The 19,050-nt window shown below is 68.6% G+C and carries 17 protein-coding genes and 1 pseudogene; 7 read left to right on the top strand and 11 right to left on the bottom strand.

Going from position 1 to position 19,050, the window contains the following annotated elements; all coding sequences use genetic code 11:
- Positions 1 to 23: 23 nt before the first annotated feature.
- Positions 24 to 1,025, bottom strand: a pseudogene (locus tag G6030_RS06460) (NADP-dependent oxidoreductase).
- Positions 1,026 to 1,204: 179 nt separating this feature from the next.
- Here G6030_RS06460 and G6030_RS06455 point away from each other — a divergent pair.
- On the top strand, positions 1,205 to 1,981 hold the full coding sequence (locus G6030_RS06455) for a glucose 1-dehydrogenase (protein WP_182642567.1): 777 nt from the start codon (positions 1,205 to 1,207) through the stop codon (positions 1,979 to 1,981).
- A gap of 10 nt (positions 1,982 to 1,991) precedes the next feature.
- On the opposite strand, the gene G6030_RS06450 is transcribed toward G6030_RS06455, so the two are convergent.
- The 6 genes from G6030_RS06450 to G6030_RS06425 form a co-directional block, all read right to left on the bottom strand.
- Positions 1,992 to 2,675, bottom strand: a complete 684-nt coding sequence (locus tag G6030_RS06450; RefSeq protein WP_182642566.1) for a TetR/AcrR family transcriptional regulator — start codon at positions 2,673 to 2,675, stop codon at positions 1,992 to 1,994.
- Positions 2,676 to 2,812: 137 nt separating this feature from the next.
- Positions 2,813 to 4,141: an ABC transporter substrate-binding protein gene (locus G6030_RS06445; protein ID WP_182642565.1), complete on the bottom strand. Its 1,329-nt coding sequence runs from the start codon at positions 4,139 to 4,141 to the stop codon at positions 2,813 to 2,815.
- A gap of 69 nt (positions 4,142 to 4,210) precedes the next feature.
- Positions 4,211 to 5,314, bottom strand: a complete 1,104-nt coding sequence (locus G6030_RS06440; RefSeq protein ID WP_182642564.1) for a branched-chain amino acid ABC transporter permease — start codon at positions 5,312 to 5,314, stop codon at positions 4,211 to 4,213.
- A gap of 3 nt (positions 5,315 to 5,317) precedes the next feature.
- Positions 5,318 to 6,196 carry a branched-chain amino acid ABC transporter permease gene (locus G6030_RS06435; protein WP_182642563.1) on the bottom strand — a complete coding sequence of 293 codons (879 nt, stop codon included), beginning with the start codon at positions 6,194 to 6,196 and terminating at the stop codon, positions 5,318 to 5,320.
- A gap of 41 nt (positions 6,197 to 6,237) precedes the next feature.
- Positions 6,238 to 6,942 carry an ATP-binding cassette domain-containing protein gene (locus G6030_RS06430; RefSeq protein ID WP_182642562.1) on the bottom strand — a complete coding sequence of 235 codons (705 nt, stop codon included), beginning with the start codon at positions 6,940 to 6,942 and terminating at the stop codon, positions 6,238 to 6,240.
- 3 nt (positions 6,943 to 6,945) lie between these two features.
- Positions 6,946 to 7,797, bottom strand: coding sequence for an ABC transporter ATP-binding protein (locus G6030_RS06425; RefSeq protein WP_241724205.1), 852 nt, complete (start codon positions 7,795 to 7,797; stop codon positions 6,946 to 6,948).
- Between the two features lie 208 nt (positions 7,798 to 8,005).
- Here G6030_RS06425 and G6030_RS06420 point away from each other — a divergent pair, with 208 nt between their 5' ends.
- Positions 8,006 to 9,247 (top strand): helix-turn-helix domain-containing protein, encoded by a 1,242-nt coding sequence (locus tag G6030_RS06420; RefSeq protein ID WP_182642561.1) that lies wholly within the window; start codon positions 8,006 to 8,008, stop codon positions 9,245 to 9,247.
- Positions 9,248 to 9,297: 50 nt separating this feature from the next.
- On the opposite strand, the gene G6030_RS06415 is transcribed toward G6030_RS06420, so the two are convergent.
- Together G6030_RS06415 and G6030_RS06410 are read right to left on the bottom strand one after the other, a co-directional pair.
- Positions 9,298 to 10,794 (bottom strand): long-chain fatty acid--CoA ligase, encoded by a 1,497-nt coding sequence (locus G6030_RS06415; RefSeq protein WP_182642560.1) that lies wholly within the window; start codon positions 10,792 to 10,794, stop codon positions 9,298 to 9,300.
- Positions 10,794 to 11,951 carry an acyl-CoA dehydrogenase family protein gene (locus G6030_RS06410; protein WP_182642559.1) on the bottom strand — a complete coding sequence of 386 codons (1,158 nt, stop codon included), beginning with the start codon at positions 11,949 to 11,951 and terminating at the stop codon, positions 10,794 to 10,796. Before G6030_RS06410 ends, G6030_RS06415 begins: the two co-directional genes overlap by 1 nt.
- 122 nt (positions 11,952 to 12,073) lie before the next feature.
- Between G6030_RS06410 and G6030_RS06405 the strand changes: the two genes are divergently transcribed.
- Entirely contained in the window at positions 12,074 to 12,760 is a 687-nt protein-coding gene (locus G6030_RS06405; RefSeq protein WP_182642558.1) for a TetR family transcriptional regulator, read from the top strand.
- Positions 12,761 to 13,129: 369 nt separating this feature from the next.
- Here the strand turns inward: G6030_RS06405 and G6030_RS16415 are convergent, their stop codons facing one another.
- Positions 13,130 to 13,294 carry a hypothetical protein gene (locus G6030_RS16415; RefSeq protein WP_241724204.1) on the bottom strand — a complete coding sequence of 55 codons (165 nt, stop codon included), beginning with the start codon at positions 13,292 to 13,294 and terminating at the stop codon, positions 13,130 to 13,132.
- Here G6030_RS16415 and G6030_RS06400 point away from each other — a divergent pair.
- The 4 genes from G6030_RS06400 (at position 13,293) to G6030_RS06385 (ending at position 18,316) form a co-directional block, all read left to right on the top strand.
- A complete protein-coding gene (locus G6030_RS06400) occupies positions 13,293 to 13,451 on the top strand; it encodes a hypothetical protein (protein ID WP_241724203.1) in 159 nt (52 codons plus the stop codon). The two genes, G6030_RS16415 and G6030_RS06400, sit on opposite strands and share 2 nt — an antisense overlap.
- A 296-nt stretch (positions 13,452 to 13,747) precedes the next feature.
- Entirely contained in the window at positions 13,748 to 16,261 is a 2,514-nt protein-coding gene (locus G6030_RS06395; RefSeq protein WP_182642556.1) for a choice-of-anchor L domain-containing protein, read from the top strand.
- Between the two features lie 57 nt (positions 16,262 to 16,318).
- Positions 16,319 to 16,723 carry a ferritin-like domain-containing protein gene (locus G6030_RS06390; RefSeq protein ID WP_347238596.1) on the top strand — a complete coding sequence of 135 codons (405 nt, stop codon included), beginning with the start codon at positions 16,319 to 16,321 and terminating at the stop codon, positions 16,721 to 16,723.
- A gap of 357 nt (positions 16,724 to 17,080) precedes the next feature.
- A complete protein-coding gene (locus G6030_RS06385) occupies positions 17,081 to 18,316 on the top strand; it encodes an MBL fold metallo-hydrolase (protein WP_241724202.1) in 1,236 nt (411 codons plus the stop codon).
- A gap of 375 nt (positions 18,317 to 18,691) precedes the next feature.
- Here G6030_RS06385 and G6030_RS06380 read toward each other — a convergent pair.
- A partial coding sequence (locus G6030_RS06380; RefSeq protein ID WP_241724201.1) for an alpha/beta hydrolase occupies positions 18,692 to 19,050 on the bottom strand: 359 nt, incomplete at its 5' end.

Below are 19,050 nucleotides of genomic sequence, written 5' to 3'. Positions count from 1 at the left end.
CCTCTCTCTTTAAGTGAACCGGCTCAGACCTTGAGCAGGAGCTTGCCGGTGTTGACGCCCTCGAACAGGCCGAGCAGGGCCTCGGGAAAGGCCTCGACACCCCCGTCGAGAACGGTTTCGGTGGCGACCAACCGGCCCTCGTCGATGAGACCGGCGATCGCGTCGACGGCTTCCCCTTAGCGGTCCCGATAGTCGAAGACCACGAAGCCCTCCATCCGCGCCCGGAAGACCAGGAGCGACATATAGCGCCGCGGACCTTCGGGCAGGGACTCCTCGTTGTACGCGGAGACCGCGCCGCACACGACCACGCGCGCACCGCGGGCGAGGTTCGCCAGCGCGGCATCGAGGAGTTCTCCGCCCACATTGTCGAAATAGATGTCCACGCCATCGGGAGCCGCTGTCCGTACCTGCTTGAGCAGATCTCCCTCGCGGCGGTCGATGACCGCATCGAGGCCGAGACCACGCAGCCATTCCGCCTTCTCCTGTCCGCCGGCCACGCCGATGACCCGGCACCCCCTGGCCTTGGCGAGCTGCGCCACGATGCTTCCGACCGCACCGGCGGCGGCGGACACCAACACCGTGTCGCCGGGTGCGACGGCACCGACGTCGGTGAGCCCGAAGTACGCCGTCATCCCGGGCATCCCGAGCGCACCGAGCCACGTCTCCATGGGCGCGCGGTCGAGATCGAGCCGCGACACCCCGGCCCCGTCGGACACGGCGTACTCGCACACGCCGAACGTGCCACTGACGACGTCGCCCACCGCGTAGCCGTCATGCTTCGAGGCGGTCACCGTTCCGGCGGCGAGGGCGCGCATCACCTCACCGATTCCTACCGGCGGCACGTACGAACGAACATCGTTGAGCCAGCCCCGCATCGCCGGATCGAGCGAGATGAGCTCGACACGAACGACGAACTCGCCCGGTCCGGGCTCGGGCACCTCTACCTCGGCAACGTCCCAGGTGCTGCTATCCGGATAGCCCTCCGGGCGCTGCGCTAGTCGGACTTCCTTCGAGTACGTGGGCATGGCAACTCCTGGCGCTCCGGGGAAATGACTCTGACGACTGTCTCCACGGACGCTAACAAACAACCCGAACCCGGATTCACATTATTGTTGAATCGGACTTCAGGTTCGGCTAGCGTCCCCTGTGTTGCGCGGCGCCGCGCCTTCCGAGCCGGTCGCCACCCCCGATTCCAAGGACGGTTATGGATCCGAAAGCCCTGTTCTCGCTCGAAGGCCGCGTCGCGCTGGTGACCGGCGGCTCCCGGGGGATCGGTCGCATGATCGCCGAGGGATTGCTCGGACAGGGCGCACGGGTCTACATCTCAGCGCGGAAGGCCGAGGCCGCGGAGACCGCCGCGCGCGAACTGTCGGAGTTCGGGACCTGCGTCGCCCTCCCGGCCGACGTCTCCACCCTCGACGGAATGGAGGAACTGCTCTCCGCGTTCCGATCACACGAAGACCATCTCGACATCCTGGTCAACAACGCCGGGGCGGCGTGGGGTGCGCCGTTCGACGAGTTCCCCGAGTCCGGGTGGGACAAGGTCATGAACGTCAACGTCAAGGCGCCCTTCTTTCTCACGCAGAAGGCACACGACCTGCTTCTCAAGGCACACCGCCGAGGGGGCCACCTCGCGAAGGTCATCAACATCGCCTCGATCGACGGAATGTCGGTCAACCCCTGGGAAACGTACTCCTACCAGGCGAGCAAGGCCGGGATCATCCATCTGACCAAGCGCATGGCCGTCAGACTCGCGCCCGAGGGGATCATCGTCAGCGCGATCTCGCCCGGCGCGTTCGCGTCGGAGATGAACAAGAACGCCCGGGACAACGCCGACGAGGCGAGTGCCAGAATCCCCTCCGGTCGCATCGGCAGGCCCGAGGACATGGCGGGCGCGGCGATCTATCTCGCCTCCGACGCCGGCGACTACGTCGTCGGCAGCACCCTGGTCGTCGACGGCGGGGTCAACATCACCCGCTAGAACACGTCGCTCAGTCCGACCGTGTCGCGAGCTCGGGAGCGGTGAGGCCCAGCGCGTTGGTCCACAATCGCGTCGCGGTCTCGACGAGCACATCGATATCGTGATCGATCCCGAAGACGAAGGCTTCGCTCGCGAGCCGCCCCACCATGGCGGACAGTGAGATGGCGGCGAGCCGGGCATCGACCTTGATGTCCGCCAGTCCGCGCTTCTGCAGGTCGGCGATCGCCCTCGCGTTCCTCGACACGAACGCGTCGGTGCGCGCTTTGCGCACCGCGCGGAAGCGCGGGTCCACCGCGGCCACCTGATGGAGCAACTGGTTGAGCTTGGCGTTCCGTTCATACGCCTCGAAGTAGGCCCTGTTGCTGGCGAGGATGATCGCGACCGGGTCGTCGGTCTCCTCGATCCTCCCGGTCCCCGGGTGGAGCATGTCGTTCTGCGCTTCGTGCAGGACGGCGGCGAAGATCTCCTCTTTACTGTCGAACCACGTGTAGAAGCTGCCGATCGAGCACCGGGCCTCGGTGACGATGTCCACGAGCCTGGACTCCACGAACCCGTCGCGTTCGAACACGGTACGGGCACCCGCGATGAGACGGTCCCTCGTCCGTTTACCGCGAGCCGTCTGCGGCTGGTGTCCGAGCTTCTCGCTGTCCACCAGCCCGGGAACCGCAAACTCGGCGTTGTCGTCGTCGAGCATGGTCACACCCTAATACCGGCCGCTCGCGGCCGCGTGGGCACACCGACGACATCGCCGCGGTCACCCCCCGACCGGCCCCGCTCACCCACGCACCGGGACCTGATCCGTCAGGTGCGTGGGTGTAGCGGACCTCGGTCTCACTCCGCGGTGTCGGGGATGCCGTTCGCCGGCGGCGGAGGCTGGGGCGAGTCCAGCTCCTCGATCGGGGCATCGCCGATGTCCGTGATGTAGGTGGGTGTGATGGGTTCTGCGACGTTACCGCGGACCTCTGAGATCGCCACGCCCGAGATGCCCAGGTGGGAGTCCTCGGAGTAGCGGAACGGTGCGAGCTGCGGGCCCTCGAACTCGCCGCCGCGCTGCTCGAGCACGTCGACGAGGCCCTGGCGGGTGGGATCCGGGCCGGCGGCCTCAAGCGCCTGGACGAAGGTGTAGGCGTAGGACATCCCGTAGATGTGGTAGTTCGTCAGCTCGCCGGCGCCATGCTCGGCCCACACGTCCTGCCACAACCGGGTCCACTCGTTGTCCGGCTCTTCGGTCGTCGGGAGGTAGTCGGCGGTGTAGGCGCCGTCGAGCATGGTCGAGCCGTCCCGGACCGCGCCCTCGGAGAACTCGGACAGCAGCTGGCCCACGAGTTGGGTGTCGCCACCGATGGACGCGTAGAACCAGTCGGGGTCGTAGTTGAGGCGCTGGGCCGCGAGCTGGCTGAGGGCGCTGTAGGCCGGCACGGTGAACCCGATGACGAAGTCCGCCCCGGAGGCCTTGAGGTTGGTCATCTGCGGCACGATGTCGGTGTTTCCCGAGGTGTAGCGCTCGACCGCGACGATCTGGTCGTCGATGAGTCGCCGGACCCCGGCCTCACCGTCGCGCCCCATATCGTCGTCCTGGACGAACATGCCGACGCGGGCGTCCGGGTGGTTCTCCTTGATCCACTGGGCCGCGATCTTCGCCTCGACCTCGTAGTCGGGCTGCCAGCCGAACGTCCAGGGACGGTCCTCGGGTTGGTCGCCCCACTGCAGGGAGCCGGAGGAGACGAAGAGATCGGGCACCCCCTCGTCGTTGAGGAAGTCGACGACGGCGCCGTGCGTCGCGGTCCCGACGCCACCGACCATGGCGAAGACCTCGTCCTGGAGGACGAGCTCGTTGACGACCGAGCTCGTGTTGGTCGGGTTGTAGGCGTCGTCCCGGTAGAGGTAGTCGATCTGCCGACCGTGGACGCCGCCGTTGGCGTTGACGTAGTCGAAGTAGGCGGTCGCCCCGACGGGGATCTCGCTGTAGCCGGGCGCGGCCACGCCGGTGAGGGGGAAGTGCCCGCCGATCTTGACGGACTCCTCGGTGATCCCGGGCTCTGCGGTCGCGCCGTCGCCGGCGCCGTCGGCGGAACGGCCGCCGGCGCCGCACGCGGTGACCATGCCCGCGGTCAGGACGAGGCTCGTCACGGCGGTGACGAGTCGGTATTTGCGTGTCATCGGAACTGTGCTCCTTGTGTGGGGGTTCGGACAGTGGAGTTCGGATCGGACGGTGACGCGATCACCGGGTCACGTCCGGGATCCGCCGGCGGCTGCGCGGCGTTCCCGCCCCGACCGCAGGCGGGCACGGATCGACCCGACGATCCCGCGCGGCGCCAGGAGGATCACGATCATGAGGGTCAGGCCGTAGATGAACGTGGACAGTTCCGCCGCCTGCAGGGCGGACAGTCCGAGACCGAGGCCGGCGTTGGTGGTCAGCTGGGGCAGGAACGTCAGGATGGCGGCGCCGACGAGCGCGCCGGTGAGCGTGCCCAACCCCCCGATGACCACGCCGGCCAGGAGGGCCAGCGAGAGGGTGAGGCCGAACCCGGCGGGGGCCGTCAGCCGGACCACCAGCGCCATGACTCCGCCCGCCAGGCCCGCGCAGCCGGTCGAGACCACAAAGGCGATCACCCGATCCCGACCGACGTTGATCCCGGCGAGCTCGGCCGCCACGCCGTCGTCACGGCCGGCCCGCCACCGCCGACCGGTCCGGCTGGCGGCGAGGTTGGCCAGCAGGAAGAACACCCCGATGAGCGCGAACCAGCCGACGTAGGCGACGTACTTGGAGGAGGTGATCTCCTGGCCCGTGATGAAGAACATGACGCTGTCGAACCAGGCCGGTACGTCCGGGACCCGGACGTTGAGGCCCTGGTCGCCACCGAGAGTCTCGGAGAAGTAGAGGGCGATGCCCGGCACGGCGACCGCCAGGGCCAGCGTCACGCCGGCGACGTACGGGCCGTGCAACCGGGCAGCGGCCACGCCGATCACCGCGCCCACGGCGAGCGTGACGGCGGTGGCGATGAGCAGCACCACCGGCAGCGACAACGCCCGGTCGGCGTCCTGGAGCAGCAGAGCGGTGGTGTACGCCCCGATCGCCATGAAGGCGCCGTGGCCGAGGGAGAGCTGCCCGGACAGTCCGAGGAGCAGGCTCAACCCGCCGGCGGCGATCCCGGTGTAGGCCATGGTGGCCAACTGAACGTGCCGGAATGAGCTGACGGACTCGATCACCAGGACCACCAAGAGCAGGCCGACGAGGGCCAGCAGCAGATGCCGCAGCAGCGGGGAGGTGCGTAGCCGGTGCCGGGCGCGTCCCAGGACGGGCGTGAGGGCGGGGGTACGGGCTTTGAGCATGTGTCAGACCCTCCTCGTGGCCGTGCGGGAGAAGATGCCGTCCGGCCTGAGGAGCAGGACGGCGATGAGGACCGCGAAGGCGGTGAGCGGTAGCAGCTGGCTGCCCGCGTAGCCGGCCACGATGCTGAACACGATGCCCAGGGCGAGGCCACCGACCACCGAGCCGACGGCGCTGTCGAGCCCGCCGATCACGGCGGCGGCGAAGCCGTAGACGACGACGGCGTCCATATAGGCGGGGTGGATGAAGTTGCCGCCCGCGATGAGGACTCCCGAGAGCGCGCCGACCGTGCCGGCCAGTGCCCAGCCGAGGGTGAGCATCCGCCCGACCCGCACTCCCAGCAACCGGGCGATCTCCTGGTTGAACGCGGAGGCGCGCATCTTCAGGCCGAGATCGGTGCGCTGGAAGAGCAGCAGGAGCACGACCATGACGGTGAGCACGGAGAGGATGGTGAAGACCCCGAAGCCCGTCAGCGCATAGGTCTGCTCTCCTATCTGGAAGCCCCGCATCCCGAAGGGCGCGGGGAAGGAGCGGAAGTCCGACCCGAAGATGATGGCCGCGAGAGCATGCAGTGCGGTGAAGAGGCCGAGGGTGAGGATGACCGCGTTGATGGGGGACTTGCCTTCCACCGGGCGCACGATCACGCGCTCCACGACGGCCCCCAACACGAAGCCGGAGACCAGGGCCACCGCCAGGGCCAGCCAGTAGGAGCCCCCCGCCTCGATCACGGTCAGGGCGATGAAGGTGGAGACCATGGCCATGGGGGCCTGGGCGAAGTTGATGATCCGGGTCGCGCGGTAGATGAGGACCAGCGCGAGCGCGAAGGCCGCGTAGATCATCCCGAGAGACAACCCGTTCAGCACGATGTTCACGAACTGATGCACGTGAGACTCCTGTCTTTCATGGTCGCTTCCGGCACGCTCGGTCAGAAACCGAGGTAGGCGTGGCGGAGCGTGCTGTCGGCGGCGAGGGCGGAGGCGTCGTCCCGGACCACGACGGAGCCGAGGTTGAGGACCACCCCGTGGTCGGCGATGGACAGCGCGGAGCGGGCGTTCTGCTCGACCAGCAGGACGGTGAGTCCCTCCTCGACGGACAGTCGGCGCAGGGTCGCGAAGATCTGGGCGACGATGCGCGGCGCGAGCCCGAGCGATGGTTCGTCGAGCAGGAGCATCTTCGGCGTGGCCATCAGGGCGCGTCCGATGACGAGCATCTGACGCTCGCCTCCGGAGAGGACGAGCGCCTGGGCGTCTCTGCGCTCGCTCAGCACGGGGAACATCCGGTAGATGCGCTCGATGTCCGCGGGCTTCGACCGGTCTGCGCGTCCCATCCCGCCGAGCCGGAGGTTCTCCTCGACGGTCAGTTCGGTGATGACGCCGCGGCCCTCGGGGACCTGCGAGAGCCCACGCGGGGGCATGGCCTCGACCGGGAGCCTCGTGATGTCCTCCCCGTCCAGGGTGATCCGTCCGGATCGGGCGCGCACGAGCCCGGAGATGGTGCGCAGGAGCGTCGTCTTGCCGGCGCCGTTGGCGCCGAGCACGGCCGTGATCCGGCCGCTCTCGGCGGTGAAGCCGACATCCCGCAGGGCGGTCGCGGGGCCGTAGTCGACGGTCAGGTCCTCGATGGTCAGCACCGGTCACTCACCGTCCTCGGGGAAGGATCCGGCTGTCTCCTCGTCCCCGACCGTCTCGCCCAGGTAGGCGGCGACGACGGCCGGGTCGTTCTGGACCTCCGCCGGGGTGCCGCAGGCGATCCGGCGGCCGAAGTCGAGCACGACGATCTCGTCGCACACGGCCATCACGAGGTCCATGTGGTGCTCGACGAGCATCACGGCCATCCGGTCACTGAGGGCGCGGATGAGGTCGCCCAGCTCGTCCATCTCCGCATTGGACAACCCGGAGGCCGGCTCGTCGAGCAGCAGCAGCTCCGGTTCGACCGCGACCGCGCGGGCCAGGGCGACGCGCTTACAGATGGCATAGGGCAGCGACGGCGGGAGCCGGTCGGCGTGGGTGTCGATCCCCAGTTCTTCGAGAATGCCCATGGCCCGTTCGCGCAGGGCCATCTCCTCGCGGCTGCTGCGGCCGACGCCGAGCAGTCCCGCGAAGAACCCGGACCGGGCGTGCCGGTCGAGCCCGACCATGACGTTCTCGAGCACGGTGATGTTCTCGAACAGGCCCAGGCCCTGCAGTGTGCGGGAGATGCCGAGTCCTGCCAGTTGATGGGGGCGGAGGCGGTCGAGCCGCTCCCCTTTCCAGGACAGCGATCCCTCCTGCGGCTGGACGAAGCCGCAGGCGACGTTGAACAGGGTGGTCTTGCCGGCGCCGTTGGGGCCGATGACGCCGTGCACTGTCCGGGGTCGCACGTCGAGGGAGACGCCGCTGAGGGCGCGGATCCCGCCGAAGCGCACGTCGATGTCGCTCATGCTGAACAGCGGGTCATGGGTTGCGGTCCGGGGGATGTCCGGTTCGACGATCCTGGCGGTGTTCAATCGGCACTCCTGGTCGGTCGTGGTTCGTCCGCGGGCCCGTCCGGGCGCTCGTTCTCGACGGCGGGAGGGACGCCGCGCTCAGTATGTGTCGCAGATCACACGGGCACCATGGGCGCCGAGCACAAGAAAGTTTGAGCATCCGGTGCGTGAGCGGCCCGAATGGCCGTCTTACCTGTGCGCCGCGTGACATTCTGGAAAAATGGACGGGATGACGAGGGGCGCTCTCGCCGCGTCGGGTCGCGAGGATCGACTCAAGGCGGCGTGGGCCGAGATGCTGGAAGATTCCGACCGCATCGCGGACGAGATCTCCGCCACGATGGTCGCCAAGGACTCGGGCTCCGGCTGGTCGACCCCGGAACTGCGGGCCGTGTTGAGGCGGAGCATCCGCGAGCACGTCAGGCGGGGACTCGAGCGGCTGGGCGGCCAGGTCGACGACGCGGGCCGCGAGGTCAGGGTTGCCGACGTGTGGCGGGCGACGGGCATCGAGCGGGCGCGCCAGGGCGTCCCCCTGGAGGCGGTGCTGTCCGCGTACACCACCGGCAACCTGGCGCTGTGGGAGGCCATGACCGCGCGTGTGCGGGAGGGTCGGGCCGACGTCTCCACCGAGGAGCTGTTGGCCGCGGGCCGCCGGCTGTGGCGGGACCTCGGGATCCAGAGCGAAGTGATGAGCGAGGCCTACCGCCGTGAGGTCGCCAGACAGGAGTTGCGGGACCTGCGTCGGCAGGAGAACTACCTCGCCGGCCTGCTCGAAGGCCGGGCCTCGAGTCCGGAGTTCGCCACCCAGGCCGAGGAGATACTGGGCATCCGTCCCAACGTCCCCCTCGCGTGCGTCGTCGCGATCCTGGAGGACACGCGCAGCGAACCCCTCCGCCACCCCGAGGACCGCGTCGAGCGGATGGGTGGGACCTCCCGGTGGGGCGTGCGCGACGGCGCCCTCTACGGCGTGGTCACCCTCCAGGGCGTCGACGAGGCGTGGCTGACCGATGTGCTCAGCCCGGCGGTCGCGGGCCGGGTCGGGGTGGCCCTGGCGCGCCAGGGCATGGCGGGGACCGCCTCCGCGTTCCGGCTCGCCGCGCGCGCCGCGGCCACGTTGCCGGCGGGCGAGCAGCGTCTCGTGTGGGCCTCGGCCCGGCTGCCGGAGCTACTGATCGAGACGAGCCCCGAGGTCGGGGCGATGATCGAGGAACAGGTGCTCGGCCCCGTCCTGGCGTTGCCGGACCACCAGCGCACGACGCTACTGGAGACCCTCCGGGCCCTGCTGCGCCACGGTGGCTCGGCGACGTCCGCGGCCGGGGAACTGTTCTGCCACCGGAACACCGTGATGTACCGCAGCCGTCAGCTGGTGGGGTTGACCGGCTGCGACCTGCAGGAGCCGCGCGGCAGACTGTTGCTCGAGCTCGCTGTTATCGCCCATGACCTCGCGGTGGCCTCCGGCAGGGGTGTGGCCTGACGCCCGGTGCGCTGCCGGCGATCCCGGTTCACCGGCAGCGCACCGCGAGGTCAGTGGGCGAACTGGGCCCGCAGCTCCCGCTTGAGGATCTTCTGGGAGGGCCCCATCGGGAGTTCCGGGAGTAGATGGATCACCCGGGGGTACTTGTGGTGGGCCAGGTGCTCCCTGGCCCAGGCGACGAACTGGTCTGAGTCGACGTCGCTGCCGGGCTTCGGGACGATGGCGGCGCAGACCTCCTCGCCCCGCTCGGGATCGGGGATACCGATGACGGCGACCTGGTCGACACTCGGATGACGGGCGAGCACCTCCTCGACCTCGCGCGGGTACACGTTGAAGCCGCTACGGATGATGAGGTCCTTACGCCGGTCGACCACGCTGACGAACCCCTCGTGGTCCTTGGTTCCGATGTCGCCGGTGCGGAACCAGCCGTCGACCATGACCTCGGCGGTGGCGTCGGGGCGGTCGAGGTAGCCGGCGAAGACGTTGTGCCCGCGGACGACGATCTCTCCGAGCTCTCCGGGCGGCAGCGGCTCGACGCGATCAAAGATGGTCGGATCGGTGATCTCGACCTCGACCCCCCAGATCGCGTGGCCCACCGTGCCCGGCCGGGTACCGAAGATCTTCTGGTTCAACGCACAGGTCGGGGACGTCTCCGAGAGCCCGTAGCCCTCGTAGACGGGGGTGTCGAAGACCTTCTCGACCTCCTCCAGAACGGCCACCGGCATCGCTGCGCCGCCCGAGGTGCACGACTTCAGCCGCGGCAGCTCGGCGGCTGCATCGACAGCCCGGAGCAGCTGGATGAACATCGTCGGGACGCCGAGGAAACGGGTCACCCGCTCGCGCACCATGATCTCCAGCGCCGCGGCGGCGTCGAAGCGCGGCTGGAGGACCAGCGTGCAGCCGACGCGGAACGTCGCGCCCATCACGGCGCTCTGCCCGAAGATGTGGAAGAGCGGCAGAGCTCCCATGACGACGTCATCCGGGGACAGCCCGTTGCCGTCGAAGGCGTTGGTGGTCGCGTTCATCACCAGGTTGAGGTGGGTGAGCATGGCGCCCTTCGGCGCTCCCGTGGTGCCGCTGGTGTAGAAGATGACGGCGAGGTCCTCGGCCTGCCGCGTGACGAAGGTCTGCAGCGGCTCGCCTGCCCCGTCGAGCTCGTCGACGTCGTACGCCGCGGCACCGGTCTCCCGCGCGACGCCGGCCGCGGTGGCGGCGAGTGCTGCATGGTAGACGACCACGTCGGCACCGGAGTCGCGCACCAGGTGGGCGGCTTCGCGTTCCGTGAGGAGCGTCGGCACCGGTACCACGACCGCGCCGGCGGCCAGGATTCCGAAGTAGGCCCGCACGAAGCCGATCACGTTCGGGGCGAGCAGGGCCACGCGGTCACCGGGACGGACGCCCCGGTCCGCGAGGGCCGCCGCGACGCCTCGGGCGCCACGCCACAGCTCCGCGTACGTGAGGCGGGTAGTCCCCTCGATGAGCGCGACATGGTCGGGTCGGCGACGGGCGGGTTCGGCGAGGACGGAGGCAAGGGAGAGCGCCGTCATCACAGCCCCATGTCCTTGGCGATGATGGTCTTCATGACCTCGTTGGTGCCGCCGTAGATGCGGTTGACGCGGTTGTCGGAGTACAGGCGTGCGATGGGGTACTCGTTCATGAAGCCGTAGCCGCCGTGCAGTTGCAGGCAGCGGTCGACGACCTCGGCCGCCACCTCGGTGCAGAACAGCTTGGCCGAGGCGGCCTCGGCGGCTGTGAGCTCGCCGGCGTCCAGCGCTTCCAGGGCCCGGTCGGCGACGGCCTGGGCGGCGTCGACCTTCGCCTGGCACGCGGCGAGTTCGAACTTGGTGTTCTGGAACGAGGCGACCGACTTGCCGAACACCTCGCGCTGTTGCGTGTACTCCTTGGCGAAGCGCACGGCGGCAGCGGCCTGGGCGTAGGCGCCGTAGGCGATGCCCCAGCGCTCGGAGGGCAGGTTCTGGCCGAGGTAGTAGAAGCCGCGGTTCTCCTCTCCGAGCAGGTCCTCGACGGGCACCTTCACGTCGGTGAACGACAGCTCGGCGGTGTCCGAGGTACGCAGGCCCACCTTGTCGAGCTTGCGGCCGACGGCATAGCCCTCCGAGTGGGTGTTCACGGCGAGCAGCGAGATGCCGAACCGGCGATCGTCCTCTCGCGGCGGTGCGGTGCGGCACGCCACGATGACGCGGTCGGCGTGGACGCCGCCGGTGATGAAGGTCTTGGCGCCGTTGAGCACGTAGTGGGTGCCGTCCTCGGACAGCTTGGCGGTGCTCTTCATGCCCGCCAGGTCCGAGCCGGTACCCGGCTCGGTCATGGCCAGGGCCCACATCTCCTCGCCCGAGACGAACTTCGGCAGATACCGCTGCTTCTGCTCCTCCGTGGCCAGGGCCTTAATGTAGGGCAGCGCCAGCAGCACGTGCACACCGGAACCACCGAACGAGACGCCGGCACGCATGGTCTCCTCGTACTGGATGGCCTCGAACTTGTGCGACTCGAGCCCGGCGCCGCCGTACTCCTCGGGCACGCTGATGCCGAACAGACCCAGGTCGGCGAGCTTGTAGTAGAACTCGCGCGGCACGATGCCGGCGTCGAACCACTCCTGGAAGTTCGGGACGACCTCGGCCTCGATGAAGGCCCGGAGGGTCTGGCGGAACGACTCGTGGTCGTCGTCAAAAACGCTGCGGATCATTGATTCCTCTCTTCGTGCCCGCGCGGTGCGGAGGGCGGTCGCGTAAACCAAACGGCGTTCGATTAAGGCCGACGGTACAGTACTGTGCGCTGGGTCACTGGAAAAATGTGGAGGAGAGGGTGATGGGCCGACCGCACGTGGCGAAACTCGACCAGTCACGCATCCGCGCCGCCGCGCTCGCCCTCGTCGACGCCGTGGGCCTCGAGGGCATGAGCATGCGCCGGCTGGCTGCCGCGCTCGACGTCACACCGGCCTCGTTGTACTTCCACTACGCGACCAAGGACGAGTTGCTCGACGCGGTCGCGGCCGAGGTGCTCGCCGACGTCGACACCTCCGGGTTCGACCTGGGATGGGAGGCCGGCCTCCGGTCGTGGACGCGCTCGTTGCGCGCGGCGCTCGCCGCTCACCCACGGCTGGTGTCGGTGATCTCTCCGTCACCGGGGCGCCGGGCGGACTCTCTGCAGCGGGCGGAGGAGGTGCACGGTGGGTTGCTCGAGAACGGCTGGCCGCCCCGGGAAGCGACCATGATCGGCGCTGCGGGCAAGTACCTGGTGTTCGGAGCGGCGATGGGCTCGTTCGCATTGGGCTTCGCCGCCGACCCACAGGTGTACGCGGACCGCTACCCGCACCTGGAATCAGCGCACAAGCTCGCCGACCGTGCGGCGCAGATCGACCGCGAGAGCTTCGAGTTCGCACTCGACAACTTCATCGTCGGCCTACGCGAGCGGTTTGAGCACGTCGCCGTGTCGCGACGCCGGGGCCCCGATCGCCCCGAGCCGGAGGGAGGCTCTGACTCCAGGGACGGATGACGAGGGCCTGATCGAACGAGGAGTTCCGCGGATCTCCCGCGGTGGGGCGACGGCTCCACCGGAGAAGAGCCCATCAGTGAGTGGACCATCGACGCGATCCTCTGGTGGCTCTACGGGCGTTCACCCTCATAGCCGCGCGCAGCAGCGCCCTCCCACCATCGCGCGGTCACACCTAGTCACGTTTTCCCAGGACGCGCGCGCCCGAAACCGGTCTTTGTGACCACTCGGCGGGATGCGGCCGGCTACGGTCTCCGGCGAGCGCGTTCAGGCAATAGGACGATTCCGCAGCCAACGGAACAGCGCAATTTCTTGAACAGCGCCCGCCCCGCCGCTGAGCCGAAACCCCAGGACAGGCTGCGGGAGTGGGGACTACCGCACTTGTTCGTAGTAGCCGACGCCGACGCATCCGTCGTAGCGCCACGCACCGCCGGTCCAGGTGAAGCGGTGGATGGTGGGGTCGCCGCCGCCCTGGTGGTTCATCACCGTCAACGCGAGCGCGCCGGGCGTCTTCGAGTCCGAGATGACGGACGGCATGCTCGAGCGGGTCGGCGACATCGCGCCCGGCTTGCCCCGCAAGCGTCTCGGCCTACCGGAACAGCTCGATTCGACCCTGCCCTACCTCCTGTCAGACGCGTCGGAGGCGGTCACCGGCACCGTGATCAAGATCGACGACGGGCAGCTCCCCCGCTGAGGTCCGGATGCGCGGGCAGGGCCGGCACGGCGGGAGTCGTCGGGGTGTGGCCGCCTGGCCAGGCGTGGGTAGATAGAACGACGACGAGGTCGAGCCGGCGCTCCGCGCGTCGGCGGCCCCGGGACCTTGCACATCGCCCGCCTCGCAAGCCGAGACCAACGTTCCGGCCGCGACGCGACTGCATGCGATCGACCCGACATCGCAGTTCAGACGCTCAGAGTTCATGCGTTCGGGCGACGCGACATCACTTAGTCGGTTCCTAGGCTGACCGGACATCTCCCAGAGAGGAACCACCGGTGAGGCTCAAGAAACCGATCATCGCCGTGGCAGTGTCCACGGCGCTTGCGACAACCGGACTCGCGATTACTGCTCAAGCTCAGGTCACCGCGGACTTGCCCGAGAGAAGAGCGTCGGCACCCAGCGGCAACTCCCAGAAGATGTCGACACTCACGGCTCTGGACCAAGCAGGCGTGCGATCGGCGATCGATGCGCCTGCTGGAGTGGACATCTCCATCAACGCCGACCCGAACGGACTCGCGATCACCACTTCCGGTTACGGCCCGATGCCGACGAAGAACGGTTCGGCGCTGGTGCTGTCCACTGGCCGGGCGGCGGACGCGTTCCGGCCCGGTGCGTTACCGGAGGAGTTCTCCAGCACGGAGTTGGTCAACGGGCCGCGGGGTGCGTCGGGCAACGACCTCACCCAGGTCACGCTCGACTTCACGCCGCCCAGCGGCGCGAAGTGCGTGGCCCTCGATGTGCTCTTCTCCAGCGAGGAGTATCCCGAGTATGTGGGGTCTCAGTTCAACGACGTATTCACCATCGAGACCGCGGAGAGCGACATTCGCTACAACCCGTCCGACTTCTCGATCACCGCGCCCAACAACCAGGCATTCGACTCGGAAGGACGCCTCCTGTCGATCAATACGGTCTACGGGATCGCGCCCGCGGACGAATCGTATGGAGCCACCACGATGAATGGCCTCACGGAGCAACTCACCGCGTCCGCTCCGGTGGAGGTCGATGGCCAGGGCCAGATGCGTTTGATCTTGAGCATCCAGGACATCGGCGACAACGTCTTTGACTCGGCCGCACTCGTGGACAACTTCCGCTACCTCTTCAACGACTCTTGCACCTCCGGTGCGACTCCGGTCAAGGACTCCGACGGTGACGGGCTCCCCGATGAGTGGGAGATCAACGGCATCGATGGTCTGGATCTGCCCGCCATGGGCGCGGATCCCTACCGCAAAGACCTGTTTGTCCAGGCTGACTGGATGGTGAGACCCGCTGTTCCCGGTGGGTGGTTCGGATTCTGGGCCAAGCCGGCGGTCTCTTTCAAGCCCGATACGGACGCGATGCGCAGGGTTATGAGGGCATTCGACGAGGCCCCCACCCCTCCGGTCCCCCAGCCAGCGGGCGCTCCTCCGATCAAGCCCGGGATCGCTCTTCATATCGACTCCGGTCCGGATTCGTACCTCAATGGAACGACTGAGGCGAAATGGGGCGCCTTGTCGCGAGCCAGGAAGGTAGATCACACGTCTCTACTCGGGGTGGACGCGACGCCCGCCTCAATTCGCCAGGACTTCGATGACCGCGCCCAGCTGAGCGACGCGAGGTCGAAGGTGTTCCGCCATGCACTGTTCGCCGACAGGCTGAACGACGGCGGGAACTCCAACACCACCGGGATCGCCCTGACCAGCTTCGACTCGTCCTCGTACACAGGCACGAAGTTTGTGGTGTCGAGGGGATCTGACTTGATCAAGACCCGGCAGGCCGAGGCGGGAACCTTCATGCACGAACTGGGGCATGTGTTGGGCTTGCGGCACGGCGGAGGCGATCACGTCGAGTACAAACCGAACTACGCGAGCGCAATGAACTACTCATTCCAGCTCGGCGGACTCCGAGGTCCCCGGAAACTCGACTTCTCCCGTGAAGTGGCGACGATGCTCGACGAGCAATCACTATCCGAGCGGGACGGTGTGACCGGCACTTCACAGATGACCGAAACCTATCGCTACTGCCCCGAGTCGTCGACGGGGTGGGTGGAGATCGATCCGATCGACTGGAACTGCAACGGATCGATCGAAGATGGCCGCGTTCAAGCCGATATTAACAGTCAGGACTCGATCACCGGAGGCTCGCTGACTGAGCTCCACGGGTGGGACGACTGGGCGCACGTCCGTTGGGATGGCTACGGAATCGGGGGCCAGGGGGTCGGCGAGCCGTTCGAGCTCGCCCCGATGTCCCAGGAACTCGACCTCGAGACCGCCGCTGAACTCGACATCCTCGCTGCGCCCGGGTCGACCTCGGCCTCCGTGGTGGGGCCGGGAACGCTCCTGACGGGAGTTCCCGGTCAGAAGCTGCACGTCGACGTGTTCAACCCGAGCTCCGAGGACGCCACGACCGAGGTCACGGTCGAGATGCCCGGACTGGGTTTCACCACCACGCTTCCGGTGTCCGTGCCCGCGATGGTCGACGGTGAGCCGGGCCGCACTCGCGTCGTGATCGACGCCCCGATGAGCGCGACCGCGGGACCCGAGACAGGTTTCGTCAGCACCTCGGGCGAACTCGGTGGCGTCAGCGAGTTCGAGGTGGAGTACCTCACGCTCACCGATGAACAACAGGCTGAACTGCTCGAGTACCTCGAATCCGGCAACGGCCCGGAGCTCGACCCGCAGGTGCGCGAATCAGTCATCGACGCACTCGATGGTGACGTTCCGGTTGATCCGGTTGATCCGGTCGACCCGGAGGACCCGGACACCCCGTCCTTCGGCAGCCTCGGGAGCCTGACCGACATGTTCGGTTCCTGATCCGACCACGGTAGGAGGCGGCCCGTCGAGCACCCAGCTCGGCGGGCCGTTTCGCGAATCACCTTCTGGCCCGGCGCGGGCCGTACGCCCGGAACGCACCTGAACCCAGCTGGTGCGACGCTCGCCCCCAGGGAGGTCGACGACGACGTTCGACACTCCCGTGTCCGCGCACAGGGTGGGTCAAGCCACTTGCGGGACGACTACTCGCTGGGCCGCGGCACCGCCCAGGCCCACCTGGGCGCCCTGGACAAGGTGCACGATGGGATGATCGGTGACCACCGCAAGGCCATTGCCGTGGCCGGCGAGGTGGACCCCCTCACCGAGGACCTGCTCATCGGCCAGACCGCCGAGTTGGAGAAGTTCCAGTGGTTCGTCCGCGCCCACCTGGAGAACGCCGCCGGCCAGCTGCCCACCGCCGGCGACGTCTCCGAGAAGGGCGCTGCCCACGACGCGACCACCTGATAACCCACACGAAGCACACGGGCCGGCCCTCTCCCCGGGGGTCGGCCCGTTTTGCGGCGAAGCCACAAGCAAGAACAACGAGAACGACGACGACGAGCACCGCCCTTCACCATGAGCCCGCGGCAGCCGGGTCGGCAGAACCGGCTGCCGGTGTTTCGACGTCGCGGCGGGCGGCCGGGGTGTGCACGCGGTGTTCGACGTCGTCGGTGCCGCCCCGACCCTGGAGTGGCCGCGGCGATTTACGTGAAGTCGCTCTTATATCCGGCATGGCTGGGTTACGTTCTGAGACAGGACCGGTCGCGCCCGCACAGCAGGCCCCCTGGCGCTCGCGAGCGGCCCACTCTCCGATATCCCCGGATGAAGGACTCCCCCATGGCCCCGGACTCTCGCCCCTCCCCGACCCCCTCCCAGGACCCACTCCGGGTACAGCCCGGTCTTTCCCGCCGCTCGCTGCTCTCCGCTCTGGGCGGCGCCGCGGCCGCGACCGGGATCACCGGCCTCACCGCGGGTCCCGCCGCTGCGCAGTCTGTCACCGGCTCGCTGGGGGCGGGCTCACTCGGCTCCTCTGGCGTCACGCCTCCGGGTGGCATCCCTGCCGCGGAACGCGAACCGCTCGAGCTGATCTTGCTGGGCACTCTCGCCGGTCCGATGGTCGAGAAGGCCCGGGTGGGGATCGCCTCGGCGTTGGTGGTCAATGGCGCGGCGTACATCATCGACTGCGGGCGCTCGTCGGTCACGCAGTACGGACTCACGGGCCTGGAACTGTCGGCCATCCGCGACATCTTCATCACGCACCTGCATTCGGACCACATCGCCGACTATTACAACTTCGCCCTCATCGGCGGCGTTATCGCCAACGCCGCTGGGGACACGCTCTCGGGTCCGGTCGGTGTGTGGGGGCCCGGGTCCGCGGGAGGGCTGCGGCCGCCCAACGTCCCGGATCCGAACCTCCCCGTCGTCGCACCTCACAGCCCCACTCCCGGCACGGTCGAGATGACCGAGCGTCTCCACGAGGCCTACGCCTACACCTCCAACATCTTCATCCGCGACAACGGTCCGGCCGGCGGGCCCCCGGATCCGCGGACACTGTTCGATGTCCACGACATCCCCCTGCCGGACGTGGGTGCCAGCTATCTCGACACCGCCCCGCAGATGGATCCGTTCCTGGTGATGGAAGACGAGAACGTCACCGTCACCGCGACGCTGGTGCCGCACGGTCCGGTGTTCCCGTCGTTCGCGTTCCGCTTCGACACCGCGCACGGTTCGGTGACGTTCTCCGGCGACACCCGGCTCAGTGAGAACTTCGACCGTCTCGCCCGCGGCAGCGACACCGTGGTCCACGAGGCGATCAACGTGCGCGGGGCCGACCTACCGCCGGCCTTCGTGGAGCACAATCTCGAGTCGCACGTCGAGGTGCAGGAGGTGGGTGGGGTCGCCGAACGTGCAGGAGCGGCGCGGCTCGTGCTCACCCACCTGGGCGACTACAGCGGGTCGATCGACGCCCGGCAGTGGAAGGCCTGGGCGCAGCAGGGTTACAGCGGTGAGGTGATCGTGGGACACGACCTGCAGCGCATAGTGCTCGCGCGCCGCTGAACCGGTCGCAGCCTCGCAGTCGGGTGCCCGTCTTGGTGTAGATGCGGATGAGGCGCCCCTCGCCCCGCCTGATCTCCCGTCCGAAGCACCGCCGGAGGGCTGATGGAGCCGAGCGAGGGGGGCTACTACTCGGTGTAGATGCGGCCTTAAGGAGCTGGTGATGCCGCGGGAGGGTGTGACTGGCCAGTCGTCTGTCGCGCCCCGAGGCCGGAAGCAGCGTGCGGCGCGCCTGTTTCCTCCCCGCAGGCGCCGGTGCCGGCCCGGTGGTGCGGCCGGCCCGGCGTCCGCTGGCGGAAGGGTGGGAAGGGGCGACGACGACGAGCGCCGCCACCACAGCCCGGCCCGCGCGTGCTCGGGTTCGCCGAACCGGCGGGGTCAGCCCTGGATCGTGGGAAGCCAATCGACGATCGCCCGGGCCAGCGCGTCCGGGGCCTCCACCGGCAGCATGTGCCCGGTCTCCGGGATCTCGGTGTAAGACGCCCGGGCATTCCGACTGCCGCCCGCTTCGGCCCCGTTCGCCGCTGCCCAGCGTCGCTGCTCCTCGGTGGGCACCACTTGGTCATCCGACGCCCCGACGATCAGCACCGGGACACCCGCCTGCGCGGGGAACTCGCTGCGGTCGGGCCGGGCGCCGATCGCCGCCGAGTGGGCGGCGAGATGATCGTCGCGGGGCTTCTCCTGCCCGAGTCGGTGCTGTCCTCGGACTGGTTCGCCGTCCTCGCGGCGTTCGTCGC

Source organism: Dietzia sp. E1 (assembly GCF_014145015.1).
In the GTDB taxonomy this organism is placed as follows: Bacteria; Actinomycetota; Actinomycetes; order Mycobacteriales; family Mycobacteriaceae; genus Dietzia; species Dietzia cinnamea_A.
Note: the sequence above shows the minus strand (reverse complement) of the source record. Positions and strands in the feature narration are given on the sequence as shown.

Excerpts from the sequence above, each read along its gene's own strand:
- G6030_RS06455 (WP_182642567.1), top strand. The coding sequence starts at position 1,205 with ATGGATCCGAAAGCCCTGTTCTCGCTCGAAGGCCGCGTCGCGCTGGTG.
- G6030_RS06450 (WP_182642566.1), bottom strand. The coding sequence starts at position 2,675 with ATGCTCGACGACGACAACGCCGAGTTTGCGGTTCCCGGGCTGGTGGAC.
- G6030_RS06445 (WP_182642565.1), bottom strand. The coding sequence starts at position 4,141 with ATGACACGCAAATACCGACTCGTCACCGCCGTGACGAGCCTCGTCCTG.
- G6030_RS06440 (WP_182642564.1), bottom strand. The coding sequence starts at position 5,314 with ATGCTCAAAGCCCGTACCCCCGCCCTCACGCCCGTCCTGGGACGCGCC.
- G6030_RS06420 (WP_182642561.1), top strand. The coding sequence starts at position 8,006 with ATGACGAGGGGCGCTCTCGCCGCGTCGGGTCGCGAGGATCGACTCAAG.
- G6030_RS06415 (WP_182642560.1), bottom strand. The coding sequence starts at position 10,794 with ATGACGGCGCTCTCCCTTGCCTCCGTCCTCGCCGAACCCGCCCGTCGC.
- G6030_RS06410 (WP_182642559.1), bottom strand. The coding sequence starts at position 11,951 with ATGATCCGCAGCGTTTTTGACGACGACCACGAGTCGTTCCGCCAGACC.
- G6030_RS06405 (WP_182642558.1), top strand. The coding sequence starts at position 12,074 with ATGGGCCGACCGCACGTGGCGAAACTCGACCAGTCACGCATCCGCGCC.
- G6030_RS06400 (WP_241724203.1), top strand. The coding sequence starts at position 13,293 with ATGCTCGAGCGGGTCGGCGACATCGCGCCCGGCTTGCCCCGCAAGCGT.
- G6030_RS16415 (WP_241724204.1), bottom strand. The coding sequence starts at position 13,294 with ATGCCGTCCGTCATCTCGGACTCGAAGACGCCCGGCGCGCTCGCGTTG.
- G6030_RS06385 (WP_241724202.1), top strand. The coding sequence starts at position 17,081 with ATGAAGGACTCCCCCATGGCCCCGGACTCTCGCCCCTCCCCGACCCCC.